Origin of the sequence: Ferruginibacter sp. HRS2-29 (assembly GCF_024343615.1) — a bacterium.
Classification (GTDB): Bacteria; Bacteroidota; Bacteroidia; order Chitinophagales; family Chitinophagaceae; genus Ferruginibacter.
Window position 1 is genome coordinate 1 of record NZ_RJUB01000015.1, and the last position, 19,128, is coordinate 19,128.

At 44.5% G+C, this 19,128-nt stretch carries 16 protein-coding genes; 4 read left to right on the forward strand and 12 right to left on the reverse strand.

What is annotated here, in order from left to right:
• Positions 1 to 43 precede the first annotated feature (43 nt).
• Positions 44 to 1,735: a murein L,D-transpeptidase gene (locus tag EGI32_RS07000; RefSeq protein ID WP_255154671.1), complete on the reverse strand. Its 1,692-nt coding sequence runs from the start codon at positions 1,733 to 1,735 to the stop codon at positions 44 to 46.
• Between the two features lie 99 nt (positions 1,736 to 1,834).
• Between EGI32_RS07000 and EGI32_RS07005 the strand changes: the two genes are divergently transcribed.
• Entirely contained in the window at positions 1,835 to 2,518 is a 684-nt protein-coding gene (locus EGI32_RS07005; protein ID WP_255154672.1) for a M15 family metallopeptidase, read from the forward strand.
• Between the two features lie 119 nt (positions 2,519 to 2,637).
• Complete coding sequence (gene lpxB, locus EGI32_RS07010; protein WP_255154673.1) at positions 2,638 to 3,762, forward strand: lipid-A-disaccharide synthase; 1,125 nt, start codon at positions 2,638 to 2,640, stop codon at positions 3,760 to 3,762.
• Here lpxB and EGI32_RS07015 read toward each other — a convergent pair.
• A complete protein-coding gene (locus EGI32_RS07015; protein WP_255154674.1) occupies positions 3,759 to 3,926 on the reverse strand; it encodes a DUF6728 family protein in 168 nt (55 codons plus the stop codon). The genes lpxB and EGI32_RS07015 overlap by 4 nt on opposite strands.
• A gap of 154 nt (positions 3,927 to 4,080) precedes the next feature.
• Here EGI32_RS07015 and EGI32_RS07020 point away from each other — a divergent pair, with 154 nt between their 5' ends.
• Positions 4,081 to 4,554, forward strand: coding sequence for a nucleoside deaminase (locus EGI32_RS07020; RefSeq protein ID WP_303626617.1), 474 nt, complete (start codon positions 4,081 to 4,083; stop codon positions 4,552 to 4,554).
• Here EGI32_RS07020 and EGI32_RS07025 read toward each other — a convergent pair.
• The 10 genes from EGI32_RS07025 to EGI32_RS07070 form a co-directional block, all read right to left on the reverse strand.
• Positions 4,548 to 5,489 carry an XdhC family protein gene (locus tag EGI32_RS07025; protein WP_255154675.1) on the reverse strand — a complete coding sequence of 314 codons (942 nt, stop codon included), beginning with the start codon at positions 5,487 to 5,489 and terminating at the stop codon, positions 4,548 to 4,550. The two genes, EGI32_RS07020 and EGI32_RS07025, sit on opposite strands and share 7 nt — an antisense overlap.
• 14 nt (positions 5,490 to 5,503) lie before the next feature.
• A complete protein-coding gene (locus EGI32_RS07030) occupies positions 5,504 to 6,928 on the reverse strand; it encodes an aldolase/citrate lyase family protein (protein ID WP_255154676.1) in 1,425 nt (474 codons plus the stop codon).
• Between the two features lie 377 nt (positions 6,929 to 7,305).
• Positions 7,306 to 8,172, reverse strand: coding sequence for a hydroxyisourate hydrolase (uraH, locus tag EGI32_RS07035; protein ID WP_255154677.1), 867 nt, complete (start codon positions 8,170 to 8,172; stop codon positions 7,306 to 7,308).
• A 4-nt stretch (positions 8,173 to 8,176) separates the two neighbouring features.
• Entirely contained in the window at positions 8,177 to 9,595 is a 1,419-nt protein-coding gene (locus EGI32_RS07040; protein ID WP_255154678.1) for a urate hydroxylase PuuD, read from the reverse strand.
• Positions 9,596 to 9,597: 2 nt separating this feature from the next.
• Entirely contained in the window at positions 9,598 to 10,608 is a 1,011-nt protein-coding gene (gene alc, locus EGI32_RS07045; protein WP_255154679.1) for an allantoicase, read from the reverse strand.
• On the reverse strand, positions 10,590 to 11,921 hold the full coding sequence (gene allB / locus EGI32_RS07050; RefSeq protein WP_255154680.1) for an allantoinase AllB: 1,332 nt from the start codon (positions 11,919 to 11,921) through the stop codon (positions 10,590 to 10,592). The genes alc and allB overlap by 19 nt, the downstream gene beginning before the upstream one ends.
• A gap of 28 nt (positions 11,922 to 11,949) precedes the next feature.
• Positions 11,950 to 14,199, reverse strand: a complete 2,250-nt coding sequence (locus EGI32_RS07055; RefSeq protein WP_255154681.1) for a xanthine dehydrogenase molybdopterin binding subunit — start codon at positions 14,197 to 14,199, stop codon at positions 11,950 to 11,952.
• Positions 14,199 to 15,605, reverse strand: coding sequence for an FAD binding domain-containing protein (locus EGI32_RS07060; RefSeq protein ID WP_255154682.1), 1,407 nt, complete (start codon positions 15,603 to 15,605; stop codon positions 14,199 to 14,201). Before EGI32_RS07060 ends, EGI32_RS07055 begins: the two co-directional genes overlap by 1 nt.
• Before the next feature lie 84 nt (positions 15,606 to 15,689).
• The gene (locus EGI32_RS07065) at positions 15,690 to 16,406 is read right to left on the reverse strand and encodes a TIGR00730 family Rossman fold protein (RefSeq protein ID WP_255154683.1); all 717 of its coding nucleotides are present in this window, start codon (positions 16,404 to 16,406) and stop codon (positions 15,690 to 15,692) included.
• A gap of 149 nt (positions 16,407 to 16,555) precedes the next feature.
• Entirely contained in the window at positions 16,556 to 18,049 is a 1,494-nt protein-coding gene (locus EGI32_RS07070) for a catalase (RefSeq protein WP_255154684.1), read from the reverse strand.
• A 97-nt stretch (positions 18,050 to 18,146) separates the two neighbouring features.
• On the opposite strand from EGI32_RS07070, the gene EGI32_RS07075 reads away from it, so the two are divergent.
• A complete protein-coding gene (locus EGI32_RS07075) occupies positions 18,147 to 19,082 on the forward strand; it encodes a hydrogen peroxide-inducible genes activator (RefSeq protein WP_255154685.1) in 936 nt (311 codons plus the stop codon).
• Positions 19,083 to 19,128: the final 46 nt, after the last annotated feature.

Here is a 19,128-nt window from a genome sequence, read left to right on the forward strand (position 1 = left end):
ATTATCCATTATTCAATTATCCATTATTCAATTATCCATTGTTTTATTTTCCCGCAAAATATTTCTGTGCCAACGCCCTGTCATCCCCATAAATATCATCGTAAAAGCGGATGCTTCCATTTACCAGTTCACAACCGAAATAGCGGATAAACAAAGGAAGCCTGTTTTTCACAGGGATCTTATGCCGTTCTTTGGCCGCGATCCAGCTCACGATAGAATCGCTGTTGTATTTCAAGGAATCCGGTTGTTTGGATAAAATGCTATCGTTTCTTACCAGGTAAAACGCCAGTTTCTGCCATTCCTGCACCCGTACACAGCCATGGCTCAGGCTGCGCATGCTGTTGCCAAAAAGGTATCGCTGGTTGGTATCGTGCAGGTAGACGGAGTACGGGTTATCAAAATTAAATTTGATCACGCCCAATGCATTGTCGTCGCCGCTCCCCTGCTGCACCCTGTACGGGATGCCTTTGGAATATTTCGCCCAATTCACACTGTACGGATCCACACGCTCGCCTTTGTTATCAAGGAGGTAAAACCCTTTGCGGGCAAGATATCCGGGATTGCGTTTCAAAGCCGGCAATGTTTCTTTTGAAATGATGCTGGTAGGTATTGTCCACGTAGGATAAACCATCATATCCGTGATGGCGCTGGTGAGCAATGGCGTTGGCGTGCCGGGCTTGCCGCAAATGATCTTCGATTCGAGTGCAACAGAATCGCCTTCGTACAACTTCAGGTAATACGCCGGAAGATTCACCCAGATATATTTCTCCGGCATTTTCTCCGGAAGCTGTTTATAACGGTCAAGCGTAAGCGCAATTCTCCTGAACCTTTCTTTATCCGTCATGTTCATTATTCTCACCAGGGCCGTCGAAATTTTTCCATCTGCTTTCAATCCTTTTTTTGCCTGGTAATGTTTGATCGTATTGCTCAGGGCTGCAGAATCGAATTGGCCCGTAGAAGAAGTGATACCGCTTTCGGTCATCCGTTTCTGTATCTTTTTTATGAAAACCAACGAGTCCTGTGCATTTTTATAAGGGTATTCTATGTAGGTATAAACCTTATTATCCATGCTGTCTACAAACTTGCGTATGCCCGATTTCAGCAGGCTATAGCCCTTATTTTTCGGTTGCAATGCCGTGGTCACTGCCGCGAAAGAAGCGCCATTTCTTATCTTTTCCATCTCAGGGGTAAAATAAGTTTTGTACAACACTTCTTTATTTTTCCAGGCAAGGCTATCCGGCTGAAGTCGCCCTTGTTTGAGATCCTGCAGCAGGTGCATGAATGCATCGGTAAACAGCAATTCGGCTTTTGCCCACGCAACTGCATCGGTTCTGTTCACCGAATCAGCATCCATCATTTTTTTGAAATTATTTATTTTACCAAACTGGTAATCTTCAGCGAACAGCCCATCCAATGCAGCCTCTTTGAGGTATGCGACAAGGCTATCCGCAGGCTGCTTCCATTTTTCCGAACTGCTCCATACGGGGGTGTAGTCATTCTGCCTGTAATAATATTTCAGCACGGGTAAAAAACGTAACTGCAGGCTGTCATCCATTTTTCCTTTATTGGCTTCGGCATTTTCGAGCAGCAAACGAATATTTTTGCTCACAAAACCATCCATGGAAGCAGGATCCGAAACAAGCTGTCTCTCTTTTTCTGTGCGTTTGGTATTACAGGAAAATAGCAGGATCGAAAATGCAGCCAGCAGGCAACAATATGTCTTCGTTAGGTTCATATCAGGACGAAATTGAGTATCTTGAAGAAAGCTTTTATGAAAAAAAATCCTTCACATACATACAAGATAATAATATGTTTCAGATATGTTATTATTTTAATGGTTGTTTTTTCAACAAGTATCGCCACGGCCGGTGCACAGGATACTACGCTGAATAAATACGGTCTCTGGGTGATCGGCAAGCCGGTTGTCTTCCAGCAAACTGTTGTACATTCTCCTTATAAAAAGATGGTAAACATCTATCAATTTGTGCCGGGCATCAGGCTCGATCTGCGTTATGCGGGCAAAAACAATTTCATGAAGCAGATATTGTATCCGCCTACTGCCACCACTTACCTGCGATTGCCTGCGGCAACAGCATTGGCTAAAGTGCAAAACGAGTTGAAACAAAAAGGCCTCGGGTTGAAAATCTGGGACGCATATCGTCCATACAGTATCACCGAAAAGATGTGGGAGCCGGTAAAAGATGACCGATATGCCGCCAATCCTGCATTTGGCAGCGGCCACAACCGCGGCGTTGCTGTAGACCTTACCATCACAGACCTGCTCACCGGCAAGGAAATAGACATGGGCACGGGCTTTGATGATTTCAGCGATTCCGCTCATCATGATTATAAAAAATTGCCCGGGAATGTACTGGCAAACAGGCTGCTGCTGCGTACTCTCATGGAAAAATATGGCTTCAAGGCACTGGAATCCGAATGGTGGCATTATGCATTGCCGGAGGCAAAGAAATATGAACTGCTTGATCTTAGTTTTGAAGATCTGAAAAAACTGAAATAAGAGTTTCAAAGACACAAAGTTTCGCAATGAAATAATCTTTGCTTTAAGCCTTTGTGAAACTTTGTGCCTTGGTGACTTGGTGGTTCAAAACCGCTAAATTTGCATCTGAACCATTCTCAATGAAGTATTACATCATAGCCGGTGAAGCAAGCGGAGACCTGCACGGCAGCAACCTCATCAAGGAATTACACCGCCGGGATCCGGCAGCGGATATCCGTTGCTGGGGCGGCGATAAAATGCAGACTGCCGGGGCTACGCTGGTGAAACACTACCGCGACCTGGCTTTCATGGGTTTCACCGAAGTGATCAAAAATCTTCCGACCATTTTTCGCAATCTTTCTTTTTGCAAAAAAGATATCCTAGCCTATCAGCCGGATGCGTTGATACTGATCGATTACCCGGGGTTCAATCTGCGCATTGCAAAATGGGCGAAACAACAGGGATTGAAGATCATCTATTACATTTCGCCACAGGTGTGGGCATGGAAAGAAAACCGCGTGAACGGCATTAAAAAGAATGTTGACAAAATGCTGGTGATACTCCCATTTGAAAAAGATTTTTACAAAAAATGGAAATACGAAGTAGAATATGTTGGTCACCCGCTGGTAGAAGTGATCGATGAATTCATTGAAACACATGAGCATTCCGATCTTCCGCTTATGCAAAAAAATGCAGGCACCATAGCGTTATTGCCCGGCAGCAGGCAACAGGAGATATTAAAGAAGTTGCCCATCATGCTGCAGGTGGCCGAACATTTTCCTGACTATAGTTTTGTGGTGGCCAAAGCACCCGGCCTGGAAGATGATTTTTACAACGGGTTGCTCAGGCCTTATAAAAATGTATATGCTGTTGTGGGTAAAACCTACGACCTTCTATATCGCTCGAAAGCCGCACTGGTAACCAGTGGTACGGCTACGCTGGAAACTGCGTTGTTTGCCGTTCCGGAAGTGATCTGTTACAAAGGGAATAGCATTTCTTACGAGATCGCGAAGCGCCTGATCAAGATAAAATTCATCGGGCTGGTAAACCTCATCATGGATAAAGAAGTGGTAAAAGAGCTGATACAACACGAACTGACGGTAGAAAACCTCACTAAAGAATTGCAGGTATTGTTGCACGATACCGACCGCAAGATGACTTTGCAAAAAGATTATGCAGCACTCAAAAAATTATTGGGCGCCGGCGGGCATGCATCTTCCAATGCAGCTAAAAGCATTGTTACCTTCCTGCGGAACACCCCTTAATGCTTACGGAAAAGCCTAATGGCCAAAACGATCATGGCGAAAATAAACAGGAAAATAGATATCCTGTTGATGCCATGCATATATCTGGTAAACTTGCTGTTGTCGGCACCCGGATCTTTTTTCTTCAGATAAAGATATTCCGCTACCTGTTTTAATATTCCCATAAAACAAAAATAGTTCAAAAGTTGAAGGTTCAAAGTTTTTCGATCCGAGACGTTTTAACTAAAACGACGTATTTACAAACTGTAAGTACCCTTTGAACCTTCAACTTTCAACCTTCAACTTTGAACTTTTTAAACTTTTAAACTATCTTCGGGTATGACCAGGGAAGAAAAATTTATGCTGGAAGCGATCGGGTTATCGCAACAGGGAATCGATAATAATGATGGCGGCCCGTTTGGCTGTGTGATCGTGAAAGACGACAAGATCATTGGCCGCGGCAATAACAAAGTTACTTCTACCAACGATCCTACCGCTCATGCTGAAGTAGTAGCGATCCGGGATGCCTGTAAAAATCTGGGCACGTTTCAGCTTGATGGCTGCGAAGTATATACTTCCTGCGAACCATGCCCGATGTGCCTTGGCGCAATTTACTGGGCACGCCCTTCGGTGATTTATTATGCCAACAATCGTGAAGATGCGGCCGATATCGGCTTCGATGACTCGATGATCTATGAAGAAATGAAAGCATCCATCAACGAAAGAAGAATCCCCATCATTTCCCTGAGCAGGGAAACTGCCCTTGCGGTTTTCAATAAATGGAAAACAAAATCTGATAAGACCAGTTACTGATCCTTATTTTTTTCAAGAATGATCTCTGCAGCTATGCTCACCGCAATCTCAGCCGGCGTCTGGCTTTTGATGGGTATGCCTATCGGTGAATGGATAGTTGAAACGATTTCCGGAGGATAACCAGAAAATAATTTGTTCACTTTATACTTGCTGCCCAGAAGACCAATATACCGGAAATGTTTGTCCTGTAAGGCTTTCAGAGCTATATCATCTGTGCGGTATCCGAATGTCATGATCACCACGTAAATATTTTTCCCGGAATGGATCAATTGGCGAAGCGATTCATAGCCTGCCACCACATGTTTTTCATGGGCATATATATTCGCCTCCATCGTATTCAGATCACTACGTTCATCATACAGGTGAATGTAAAAATCCATATCACGCATCAGCTTTGCAAGCGACAATGCGCAATGCCCGCCGCCGATAATGTGCAGTGTATTTTTATATCCTGTTCTTTCAACTAACGTAAATGCCTGCTCGCTTTTCGGTTCAAAGCAGAAATCACCCGGAGGTATTTCATCAGAAAACCTGATCCCTTCTTCAGTCAGGTGAAGAGTGCCTTGTTCATTTTTTTCCAGTGATGACAACAGGGAATTTATGGCAGCCATATCTTTATCCTGCATGGGATAAAGGAAAATAGTTTGCTCTCCGGAACAGATCATCCCGCTTTGATTTTTGCCTGCCGATTTATCGTGTATCTGCCGGTAAACAGCAGCAGCCATGCCTTTTTCAGCCAGCCGGGCTTTAGCCATTTCCACAAACTTGTGTTCCATCATTCCCCCGCCGATCGAGCCGCAGAAGTCACCATCTGAAGCCACAGCCATTTTGAAACCCTGCCGCCCAGGCGAACTTCCCAGGCTATGCAGCACATACAGCAAAACAACATTTGTTTTTGCCTGGTATTTTTGCGCTATGAATTGCCACACTTCCATTCCTCAAATTATAATTATGCTTTCCTGTTTTCCAGGATTTTTTTGAATGAACGGCCACGAATCTCTTCCAATGTAAGTCCCGTCACCAGCACTTCTTCTTCGGTGATGGCGCCGCTGTTGAGGGCCCGCAAAAAATAATTCAACAATCCTTGCCCGGTTGCGGCATCATCAAATACATCGCCAATCAGCGTAGCGCGGGCAGCTTTTTCTACAAATGTTTTTAATCGCTCTACCGCATCATCATAACTTTCCAGGAAGAACGCGAATACAGCAGCATATCGCATCGGGAATTGCGCCGGGTTAAGATCCCAGCCCTGGTAAAAGCCATTCCACAACGAATGACGGATATGCTCGTAACCCTTGCGCCACGCCCTGTGCACAGTTTCCCTGTTTTCTTTCAATTGCTCCTCAGTCATATCATCGCCGCGATGCGGGCCGATAGGCATCGTATTCGTAGCGCCATCACTCAGCCAGATGCCGGTATGCGCCAACGCTACTTTTGTCATGTGATGCGCAAAGTCGCACACGGGGTGATCCATCTCCTGGTATTTAGCGGTAATGCTGCAGGAAGCAGTATAATCGTATGTTCCAAAATGCGTGGCAATGCATCGCCCTTTGCTCGCCTTCATAAAGCGGTACAACGGGTTTCGGCCATCCGCATCCATGATGGATTGCGTGGTTTCCACCATCATTTCCATTTTTAAAACACCCACCGCCAGGTTGAGTTCTTCTTCCAGTATCTCAAAAAAATCCACGAGCGTTGCCACCTGTTCCGGGATGGTAACTTTTGGCAACATTACAATGAAATTTTCCGGCAGTATACCGCCGGTTTCTTTAACCAGTGTGCTGATAAATATATCCAGCGTACGCAAACCACGCTCTTTCATTTCTTCTGTGAACGGCTTGATGCGTATGCCGATAAATGGAGGCAAAGATTTTTTCTTCAATCCTTTCGCTACTTCTTTCGCGGCGCTTTCAGCGGTCGCGTCTTCTTCTTCATTGCTGCGGTTTCCATAACCATCTTCAAAATCGATACGGAAATCTTCCACCGCTTCAGATTTCAGTTTCGCTATAACTTTTTTATACACCTGGTAAGAAAGGTGGGCCGGATGTTTTTTCTTTTCTTCCGCAGAAAGTTTTTCGTACTCCTCCGCTACTTTAGCAGCAGCACTTTCCTGATCGACCGCTTCAATACCTTCCAGCCGGAAAACTTTTCCGAAACTTAAAAAATCAGGTGCATAGGTATCGAACGTCTCCAAAGCCCTGGCCCCTAAAGTTTTTGCAGCATCATGCTTAAAAAGATTAGCGCCACCGTACACTGTATGTACGGCCTGTCTTTCGGGCCTGTCTCCGGGATATATTTTTTGAAAAGCCGTATTGGCTTCTTTCAGTTTTTCAAATATTTTCTTTCTCTTTTTTGAAGGAATTGATGTGCTCATATTATTTTTTTAGTGTCATCTTTTGTTACAAACGCTCCGGGGTTGGGGGAAACCCCGGAGGTTTCTTTTAACCTCCGGGTGTTTGGTCTAACCCCGGAGCTTTCTTTTAACCTCCGGGCGTTTGGTCTAACCCCGGAGGTTTTACTTTAACTCCGGGTGTTTGGTTTAACCCCGGATGTTTTACTTTAACCTCCGGGCGTTTGGTCTAACCCCGGAGGTTTTCTTTCACCTCCGGTGTTTGGTCTAACACCGGAGGTTTTACTTCAACCTCCGGGCGTTTGGTCTAACCCCGGAGGTTTTACTTTAACTCCGGGTGTTTGGTCTAACCCCGGAGCTTTCTTTTAACCTCCGGGCGTTTGGCCTAAAACCATGCCGGGTCAACTTCCACGATATGTCGAATATCCGTAAGGGTTGATCAATAATGGTATGTGGTAATGTGCTTCGTCCGGCACGGTGAAAAAGACTTCCACTTCCGGATAAAATCCTTTGATATTATTTGCCCTGAAATAATTAAATGTTTCAAATACCATTTTATAATTCCCCGGCACTACATACTTTTCTGCCGGAAGAAAATCACCTACACGGCCATCCGCATTGGTAACGCCTTGCGCCAATGTGTACCAGGTATTGTTTACAAAATGTTTCAACCGAACAGTCATATTTTTTCCAGGTACACCAAGCGATGTATCCAACACATGCGAAGTCAGTTGGCTCCCGTTCACTTTTGTCCAGTCTGCCGCAGGGATCACTTTTTTAAACCGCTGTATAGTTATTTTCAATTGTTCGCCCATGGCGATGATAAGTTCCTCTTCATAATTATTGCTGCTCCTGTCCTGCAGGATACGCAACATTTCGGGGGCAGTTTTCCCGTTGGCAAAAACAATAAATATGAAACCGAATTTAGCTTCATACAGATCATTCGCTTTCGACAGCTGTTCGATCACATCCTCGGAAGCAGCATCTACACCAGATTGCTCCGAACCTGCAAGGTGTTTTGTAGAAGGAAATTTTTCTGCAATACTTTTTGTATCACCGATCTTCGGGTGTTGCGAAAAAGCTTCCAGCCAATCCTGCCGCGAACAGCCATGATACCATATCTCCCCGGCAGAACGCACCAGTTCTTTTTCCGATTCAAAGGGAAACCTTGTCATGATCAGCGATTGCCAGGCACCCGATCCGCAGGTAGTTGCCAGCAACTCGTGTGCCTGATGTTTTTCCAGTTTGTTGAATTCCTGTAATGTCATAATCTTATTTTAATGATGCCCCCTGGTCTATCCAGCAGCGTATAAGTTCACGTTCCTTTTCGGTCATGTTTGTTTTGTTATTCTGCGGCATGCTCTTCGTAAGGACCACACGCTGCATGATCTTGTCCTTCAGTTTCACAATATTATCCGGCGTATCGTATGTTATTCCATTGGGCGGCGCTGTATAAAAATCGTCTGTCGGGCTCGCGGAGTGACAACTGATGCAGCGTTGCTGTATGATCGCATTTACTTCCGCGAAGCTAACTACAGACTTACATTCGCCGGGTTTTTGCGGAGCAGAAATATAAGCAGCCGATAAAAGGATAAGGATGGAAACAGGCAATACCCAAACCGACAATTGCCCTTTCTCTTTGATGTTAAGATAATGTTTTACCCCCGCTGCTCCCAACGAAATGATAGCAAGTATCACCCAAGGATACTCGAAACCGAATGTAGAGGGAAAATGGTTACTGATCATTACAAATAATACCGGCAGGGTAAAATAGTTATTGTGCAATGAGCGCAAACCCGCATTCTTACCCAGTTTGGGATCAAGGGGTTTATTTTCAGCAGCGGCTTTTACCATAGCTTTCTGCGCGGGAATGATCACAAAAAAAACATTGGCCACCATGATAGAACCAAGCATCGCACCAAAATGCATATATGCAGCACGTGCGCTGAATACATGGCAATAAAAATAAGCGAAGCCGGTACAGATGATAAATCCTGTGAGCGCAAACCAGATACCTTTTTGTACAAGCGATGTTTTGCAGATAAGATCGTACAATATCCAGGCTACCACAAAAGAACCAACACCGATCGATAGTCCCGCCAGCGGCGAAATATCCAGTACATTCTTATCGATCAACAAGGCTTTCGCATTAAAATAATACACTACAAATAATAAACAAAAACCTGAAAGCCACGTGAAATACGCTTCGTATTTGAACCAATGCAAATGTTTGGGAATTGTTTTGGGAGCAACTTTATATTTTTCCAGGTAATAAAAACCACCGCCATGTACCGCCCACAGATTACCTGCAAGTTCTTCGCGTACATCTTTTGTCCGGTTCAATGCATTCTCTAAAAACACAAAATAGAACGATGCGCCAATCCACGCGATACCAAATGTGATGTGCATCAGTCGTATCACAATATTCATCCATTCCATCAGGTGCCCTTCCCAGATAGTGCCTTTAACGATGAGGTATAACGATACTACCATACATACCGACGTTAGCACGATAGCAGTGTACACAAAAGTTTGAGCCGTTACTACATCTCTTACTTTGACAGTTGCGGGAGCATCTTCCCCGTCTTCGTCCTGCACCTCCTGTTTGTCTACGGCACGCAGATAGTAGGTCATGATAACCAGCATGACCAACACAATAAATAATATGGATAATAAAACGTACCCGCTCATAGTTATGCTTTTTTGCCAAATAACCTCAGCCTGCTTACACCTCCATCGGGAAAAATATTCAATCGCACATGCGAAAAAATTTCTTTATTGCTGATATCAAATTCATGTTCGGCATCCGCACCCAATTTTTGCGAAGGCAAGATCGTCTGCCATGCTACTTCATCATTGATCACTTTAGAATCCTCTTCCGCGTAGCAGGCTTCGATGGTACAACTATCAGGATAATTGCCTTTGAAATGACCCGTATCCACCAAAGCTTTCTCTATTGTTCCTTTCGTAGCCAGCTTCACGATCACCCAATCCCTGTTGCCGGGAGTCCGGTTGCGCTTGGTTTCCCAGCCATCGCCCATGTTGGCGCCACGATTAGGCATGATAAGATTTCCCATATGACTGAAGAACATATCGTTGCAGGCGATGGAAACAGCACCATTGATGGCGGCAGCCAGATCTATCGTTTCATCGTTACCGGTAGTATCCCAGTTTTTGAAAATTTCTCCGTAAACCCTGAACCTCGCTACACCGCCATCAGGATAAATATGCAGACGGACATGTGTAAAAATTTCACTGCTGATACTTTCGTAAAAATTCTGACTGCCTGCATCGAGAGGTGATTTCGGCAATATTTCTTTCCATGGCACTGCTTCCCAATCGGTAACCTCTTCGCTGAGGTAAGCCGCTTCCACAGAAGCATGTGGCGGATGATTGCCAAGGAAAAAATTCGTATCAATATCAAAACCTTTTATACGGCCCGGCGCAGCCAATTGAATAACTGCCCAATCATGTCCCGGAGTACGTTTGCGCCTGCTTTCCCACCCATCCATCCATTTTCCCCGATCGGTATATTTATCGGTGATAAAGATCCCGCGACCTTGCAGGATAAGATTCTCTTTCTCCGCGAAAAAATCATCCGTTGCATATAATACCTTTCCACCAAGTCTTGCCGCCGCAAGATCATTGAGCGCCGCAAAAGCAGGAGGGTTTTTAATTATTTCTTTTACTTTTTCAAAAGCCATCGGCCAGCATTTTTATGAATGATCGTATTGTTTTTATAAACAGAAAAACCATTTACAATTGTTTCTTTTATAACACCAGTAAGGGTTTTACCGACATAAGGACTCGCTTTGTGCCGGTGCAAAATATCTTCTTCTCTGATCAATGACTCTTCTTCGGGATGCCACACCACCATATCGGCATCGTATCCCTTTTTCAAATATCCTTTTCTGTCATTTATTCCAAGAAAAATAGCAGGCTTCTCCGTCAGCATCGGTATGAACTGTTCCAGCGTTGCAGTGTCTTTCATCGCCGAATATCCTGAAGTTAATAAAAATTGTAAACCGGCTATTCCGCCCCAGGCTTTCAAAAGATTCCCGGTATCCAATTCTTTTACCGAAGGTGGCGCGGGTGAATGATCTGTTGCCAGAAAATCAAGCGTACCATTTACCAGCGCAGCTTTCAACAATTGATTGTTGGCCGCTTCGCGGATGGGTGGTGCACATTTGTAAAGTGTATCGTTATCCGGGATCGATCCGGCATTAAAGAAAATATAGTGCGGGCAGGTTTCAGCAGTCAATGGCAGACCGGCTTTTTTTGCCGCAGCAATTGAGTCCAATGCTTCGGCAGAAGAAACATGAACGATATGTGTTTTACAATCATATTCCTCACACAACGAGATCATCAGACCGACCGCATCATTCTCCCATTTTTTTGGCCGGCTGGCAAGGTATTCCCGGTAATTTCCTGGAATTGTTTCGAGCCGGGTCTCTACCGGAGTATCATACAATTCACAATGCGCCAGCAACGGAATACCGTATTTCGCGATGAGTGGCATCGCCTGCTCCATATCACTTCTGGTTACATTCGGAAATTCATCGATACCCGAATGCGTAAGAAAACATTTTATCCCCAGCACGCCTTCGTTCATCAGTCCTTCGAGTTCATCAACATTTCCGGGGACCAGGCCACCATAAAAACCAACATTCACATTCAGTTTGCCTGCAGAAGCTTCCAGTTTTTGTTTCAGCTTATCCGCTGAAACCGTTACCGGATCGGCATTCAACGGCATATCTATGATAGTGGTAATACCACCTGCGGCAGCTGCCTGCGTGGCCGTATCAAAACCTTCCCAATCGGTGCGGCCAGGTTCATTCACATGTACATGCGCATCGATCACGCCGGGCATCAACACCGCACCCTGCTTATCTTCAGCCCCGGGTATTTTTTCAAAAACAACCTCCGAGATCTTTCCATCGGTGATCGTAATTGTTGCAGGTTGCAGGCGGCCATCTATCCAGCACCGGTCACTATATATGGTTCTTTTATTTATCAAACAACAACTTTAAGATTCAGTGAAATAGTTATTTATCATACAACCCCATCAACACTTTTTCCGGTGTCATGGGTGCTGAAAAACCGATCGAGCTTTTTGGGTTAAAGGCTTTTACAGCATTTCGCAAGGCAAAAAATGTTCCGATACCATACATCAGAGGTGGCTCCCCTACTGCTTTTGAGCGAAATATAGCAAGGTTATCATTTTTTGTTTCAAGGAAATCTATTTCCAGCATTTGAGGAACCGAATAAATATCCGGCACTTTATAAGTGCTCAAAGTATTACTTCGTAACCGTCCCGCTTCATCATACACGATCTCTTCCATCGTCATCCAGCCGATACCCTGCACGATCCCGCCTTCTATCTGCCCCCTGTCGATCAATGCATTCATGGTAGTGCCAAAATCATGTACCACATTCACCGCATCGATCTTATATGTGCCGCGTAGACAATCAACCGTAACTTCCGTGATGGCTGTTCCGTATACATGATAGGCGAAAGGATGGCCTTTTTCTTTTGATGCATCAAAGTGGATATCCGGCGTAGCGTAATGGCCACTTTCACTCAGGCTGATCCTTCTCAGGTAACTTTCCAGCACCAGGAAATCCCAGGATATTTCTGTTGCAGCATCATTTACATGTACAATTTCGTTTTTAATAGAAACCTCTGTAGCTGAGCATTTCAGGATATCTGCCGCAACTGTTTTCATCCGGTCAAGAATATTATTACAGGCTATTTGCACCGCTTTCCCGTTCAGATCTGCAGTTGCACTGGCCGCTGAAGGAGAAGTATTTGCTACACGAAATGTACTCGTCGAATTCATTTTCACTTTCGCGGGATCTATTGAAAAGATCGTTGAAGCCACCTGCAACATTTTTGTATTAACGCCTTGCCCCATCTCCACCGCACCGGTACTCACATTCACGCTTCCATCCATATACACATGTACCAGCGCACGTGCCTGGTTCATCAATATTTTTGTAAAGGATATCCCGAAACATATCGGCATCATCGACATCCCTTTTTTATACAAAATATTTTCTGCATTAAATTTTTCGATCTCCTTTTTCTTCTTTGCATGATCAAACAAACTCAAAGACCTATTCCAGCAAGGTAGTGCTTCACTCACCGCAAGCTGTCCGTAAGGAAATTCATCACCACTCTTTATCAGGTTTTTCTGTTGTATTTCAAATGCACTCACACCGATTTTTTCCGCGGCTTTAGCAATGGCAGCTTCTATCACAAACATTCCCTGTGGCCCACCGAATCCCCTGAAAGCTGTATTGGGCGGCAGATTCGTGCGACAGCTGTAAGCAGTGGCCGTTACATTTGGAATAAAATAACTATTGGTACAATGAAATAAAGTGCGCTCCAAAACCGCCGGAGAAAGATCGGCTGCCGCTCCTGCGTTTTGATGAAAAGTTGCCTCGTATGCAAGGATGTTCAATTCAGCATCGAGGCCGATCCGGAAATCGGAAGAATATGGGTTCCGCTTTCCGGTCATGCGCATATCTTCCATCCTGTGAAGGCTGTATTTTACAGGTTTCTTTAAATGATAAGCAGCCAATGCACAAAAGATCGCCCAGGATGTAGCCTGATCTTCCTTTCCCCCAAATCCTCCACCAAGGCGGGTTACATCAATTTCCAGCTGATGCATCGGTACGCCGAGTACCTTTGCCATATGGCGTTGCACCGCAGTAGGCCCTTGTGTTGAAGAGATCACTTTAATGGCCCCATGTTCCTGTGGCAATGCATAGGCACCTTGTGTTTCTATATATAAATGCTCCTGGCCGTTTGTTTCAGCAATTCCTTCAACTACATGCACACAATCTTTGAAGGCTGCATCGCTATCGCCTAATCGGAAAGTTCGAGGTGGCACGATCAGCGAATTATTTTGCCTCGCTACCCGTGGATCTGTAACCACGGTTAACGGATCTATTTCGATGATAATTTTTTTGATCGCCGCCTGTGCATGTTCCACAGAAGTGGCTACTACAAAGGCTACCGGCATGCCATTGAAGTCTACGATGTCTTCTGCAAACAATGGCTCATCTGGTACGATACCTCCTATCTGGTTCACTCCCGGAATATCTTTCCAGGTAAATATCCGAACAACTCCTTCTGAAGCCATCGCTGCCGAAAGATCCAGTTTTTTGATTTTACCATGCGCTGCCGGCGAGCCGAAAATTGCGCCAAACAATGTTCCCTGCGTAAGCGGAACATCATCAAGATAAATTGACTCGCCTCTTGTATGTGTATATGAATCGATGTTCTTCATCAGCCGTGCAACAGGTTTTGTATGGGTAATGCAGGAAAAGATTTGATAAAATGAGCTTTGATAAGTTGGGATAACAACAATCGTTTATAGGCTTCCGAACCGCGGGCATCGCTGATGGGTGATATCTCAGACTGTACGATCTTCAGCAATTCCTCAATGTTTTCGGGCGTGATCTCTTTTCCTGTAAGAAATGCCGACCCATTGGAAAGCCAGGCTGGTATTGGGCCCACGCCACCTGCAGAAATGGACGCAGATGAAACAACATTGCCTTCCATGCTTATTTTTATTGCAGAATTTACACTCGCAATATCAAGATGCGTGCGTTTACTTACTTTTTCAAAATTGAAACGATCGGTTTCCGCAGGTAAAACAAAACTTATCTTTTCGATAAATTCATCCGCTTTTTTATCCAGTTGTTTATATCCTTTATAAAATGAACGCAGACTGATTGTTCTTTTTTGTGCGCCATCATTCAAAGTCAATTTTGCATCGAGCGCCAGGAAAATTATAGTAAGGTCTCCGATCGGCGATGCATTTGTAAAATTACCAGCCACAGTCGCCATGTTCCTGATCTGTGTGCTGCTCACCAGCTCGATATATTCTTTAAGTGCAGGAAAATATTTCTGAAAAACGGGAGATACAGCAATATCCGCTACAGTAGCGGCCCCGCCAATTTCACAAACATCATCGTATTGATTGATACCTTTCAATTCAGTTTTATCAAACAAAAATCCGATGGCTTCACCGGGCATGGTATCATGTTGCTGAACATACAGATCTGTACCACCTCCCAGGAATTTATTTCCTGCTGTTGCAGACTGAGTATCCTGCCCATTCAATTTAAGCAGCCGCTCTTTTATCTTTAAAAAATAAGCCGGGATGATCCTGTTATCAACAGCAAACTCAACAGGTTCCTGTGTACTACGTTGCCCCAGGATTTCTGTAAAATTCTTTGCTGCCCTTTCAATTGATTTGTAACCTGTGCAGCGACAGATGTTGCCATTCATGGCATCAATAGATCTTTCGTAAGTCGGGGTAGATTTATCAAGGCTGAAGCCCGCGAGTGAAACGATAAAACCAGGTGTACAAAATCCACATTGCGTGGCGCCTTCTTTTGCAAAAGCCTCTTGTATCGCGTTGAGGCCGTCGATATTAATTCCTTCGATGGTAACAATGTGTTTTCCACAGGCATTCCCTATGGCCATCAGGCAACTGGTTGCGGTGGAATATTCAAGATGCCCGTTTTTTATTTCGCCAACGAGCACGGTACATGCGCCGCAATCTCCTTCCCGGCAACCGATCTTCGTTCCGGTAAGTTGCTGATTGTAACGTATAAGGTCTAGCAATAACATCCCGGGCTTCAGATCAGTCTTTATTTCAACATCGTTGAGAATAAACTTTATCAAGCGTTAAGTTTTAGTTACGCTAAAGTTAAGGGAAATGAGCTACGAAAAGACAATTGCAGCAAGGTTTTCGGAGATATCCGCTCCTTAATATTTACCTTCAAAAAGCCACCATGCCTTTTTTTCACGGGCTTTCAATCCGAATTGCTTGATACTTTTTTCCTGCAGGTATTCGATCGCTTCATCTACAGAATCGGTGAAGAGGCACAGATCAAGGTCTTCGGGAGATATGGTTTGTTTATCTTTCATCAATTCAATATGCGAAATGATATCCTTATGAAATCCCTTATCGAAAATAATGATCGGGAAACCGCTGATCTTTTTTGTCTGGATAAGCGTGAGCGCTTCAAAATACTCATCCAGCGTACCAAAGCCACCAGGCATTACCACAAAGGCATAGGAATATTTTATGAGGAGATTCTTACGGACGAAAAAGTATTTTATGTCGACCCATTTGTCGAGATATTTGTTGTGAAATTGTTCGTGAGGCAACACAATATTACATCCAACACTCCTACCGCCAACAGCTTTTGCCCCGCGGTTGGCAGCCTCCATGATACCGGGGCCTCCGCCTGTCATGATCGTAAAGCCAAGCCTAGCGATCCTTCCGGCGATCTCTTCTGTTTGTTTGTAATATGGATGATCTTCTTTGAAACGTGCGGAGCCAAATATCGTAACGCATGGCCCCACGAAATGAAGCGTGCGGAAACCTTTTATAAATTCAAACAAAACACTTACCGTAAACTTAAAATCCTTCCAGCGGTTTTGCGGGCCGTCTAAAAATTTTATCTCTGATTTTGTCATGCGCTTATTTTGGGCTGACAATTTAATTCAAAATGCTGAAGATAACTTACGAATGAGGGATTTTTAACAAGGATAATGGATAATGGAGCGAAGAACTGAGCGAACTTCAGTTATTACGAACATCCAGTATCCAGTATCCAGCATCGTTTTTATCCGTGCCTTTTCGGCATCATCGATTCCACATCCACTCCAAGGCCTTTCGCTATCTGCATTCCAAGCCCCATGTCGGCCCTGAACCAATGGCAAAGCTGGCGATTGATGATCTCGTTTCTTTTCGGGCCTTCTATACCACTCATGGCGTCAACGATGTTTGCTACCGTATTCGCCTTTTCTTCCGGCGTCATCACATCGCGGAAAAGTATGCCTGGCTGAGTGTAATGATCGTCATCCCCGGGCCCGCTGTTGCGGTCATAATAATCCGCACGGCTGTTGCCTAATTCCATTGGATAGTCTTTGTATTTTTCATCCGGTATCACATCACCAAAACTGTTCGGGAAATAATTGGGCGAACTTCCTCCATTGTCATCAAAACGCATGGCGCCATCACGATGAAAATTTGCAGTCATGTACGGGCATTTGTTTACTGTAAGTTGTTCATAATTTACGCCAAGCCTGTAACGGTGGGCATCCGGATACGATAATATTCTTCCCTGCAACATCCTGTCGGGAGAAAACCCAACGCCATCTACTACATTGGTAGGAGCAAATGCAGCCTGTTCCACATGTGCAAAATAATTATCCGGGTTTTCATTCAATTCAAGTACACCAACATCAATGAGCGGAAATTCTCCCTGAGGCCATGTCTTGGTAAGATCAAACGGGTTCCATCGAAAATCCGCAGCCTGTTCTTCCGTCATCACCTGTATCTTCAGGTCCCATTTTGGAAAATCTCCCTTGTCTATCGCTGCCACAAGATCACGCTGTGCAAAATCAGGGTCTTTCCCTTTCATTTCAACAGCTTCGGCATTGGTAAAATTGCGAATGCCTTGTTGCGTCTTGAAATGGAATTTCACCCACACCCTCTCATTCTGTGCATTGTAAAAAGAAAAGGTGTGGCTGCCAAATCCATGCATGTGGCGGTATCCCTGCGGTGTACCCCTGTCGCTCATCAGGATCAATACCTGGTGAAGGCTTTCGGGATTCAGGCTCCAGAAATCCCACATCATTGCCGGGCTTTTGCAATGTGTACGGGGATCACGTTTTTGTGTATGGATGAAGTCGCTGAATTTTTTCGGATCCTTGATGAAAAAGACGGGAGTGTTGTTTCCTACCACATCCCAATTACCATCTTCGGTATAAAATTTCAAAGCAAACCCACGTGGATCACGTTCAGTATCGGCACTTCCCTGCTCGCCCCCGACAGTGCTGAATCGCAAAAAAGTTTTTGTTTTCTTTCCGATCTCGCTGAATATTTTTGCTTTGGTGTACCTGGTAATATCGTGCGTAACGGTGAATGTGCCATAAGCGCCGGAACCTTTGGCGTGCACTACCCGCTCCGGGATCCTCTCCCTGTTGAAGTGTGCCATTTTTTCGTGAAGGATAAAATCCTGCAAAAGGATCGGCCCGCGTGGGCCAACGGTCATACTGTTTTCGTGCTCGTAATATGGCCTCCCGGAAGCGGTGGTCAGTTTTCTATTTTCCATAATGATAAATTTATTGGTGATGGATTGCAAACCTATGACAATTGTAATATAATTTTAATCGATTAATTTTATAGTACCATAGTTTAAAACTATCATCATGACTTTAACCCAATTGGAATACATCATCGCCCTCGATACTTTCAGGCATTTTGGAAAAGCTGCTGAAAAATGTTTTGTAACGCAACCCTCCCTCAGCATGCAGGTGCAAAAGCTGGAAGAAGAACTGAACGTGAAGATATTTTCGCGTAACAGCATTCCCGTAGAACCCACAGAGGTCGGGCTTTTGATCATCGAGCAGGCTAAAAAGATCCTGGCCGAATCGGCTTACATCCGGGAACTGATCCATGATCATAAAAAGATCATCACAGGTTCCATAAAACTTGGCATCATTCCTACACTGGCTCCGTACCTGTTGCCATTGTTTTTACATACATTCATAAAAAAATATCCCGATGTTAAATTGTCTGTGAGCGAACTTACTACCGATAAGATATTGAAGCGGCTTCGCAACGGTACGCTTGATGCAGGCATCATGGCGACGCCGCTGCACGAACAGGGCATGATGGAAGAAGTATTGTTTCAGGAAGAATTTGTGGCATATGTATCCAAAAAAGAAACCTTGTTCAGGAAAAAATACCTGCTCCCTGCTGATATAGATGTCAATAAACTGTGGTTGCTGGAAGAAGGCCATTGCCTGCGTTCGCAGGTGATCAACCTGTGTGCTTTGCAAAAAAGTGCGGCGATGGAAAAACATTTTGATTATGAAACGGGGAGTATCGAAACGCTCAAACGGTTTGTAGAGCTTCATCATGGCATCACCCTCCTCCCCGAACTGGCAACATTAGGCATGCCTGCATCGAGAAAACAATTGCTCCGTTATTTCAAAAGTCCGGCGCCGGTAAGGGAGATCAGTATGGTAACACAAAAGAGTTTTATCAAGAGGAATCTTGTAGCATTACTGAAATCCGAGATCGTGGCGGCTTTGCCAGCTACCTTCCGGAAAAAGACTTCGCCCCTGATCCTGGATATTTAATTAAAATTGATTTTGAATAAAAGAACTATGCTCCTATATTTGCAGT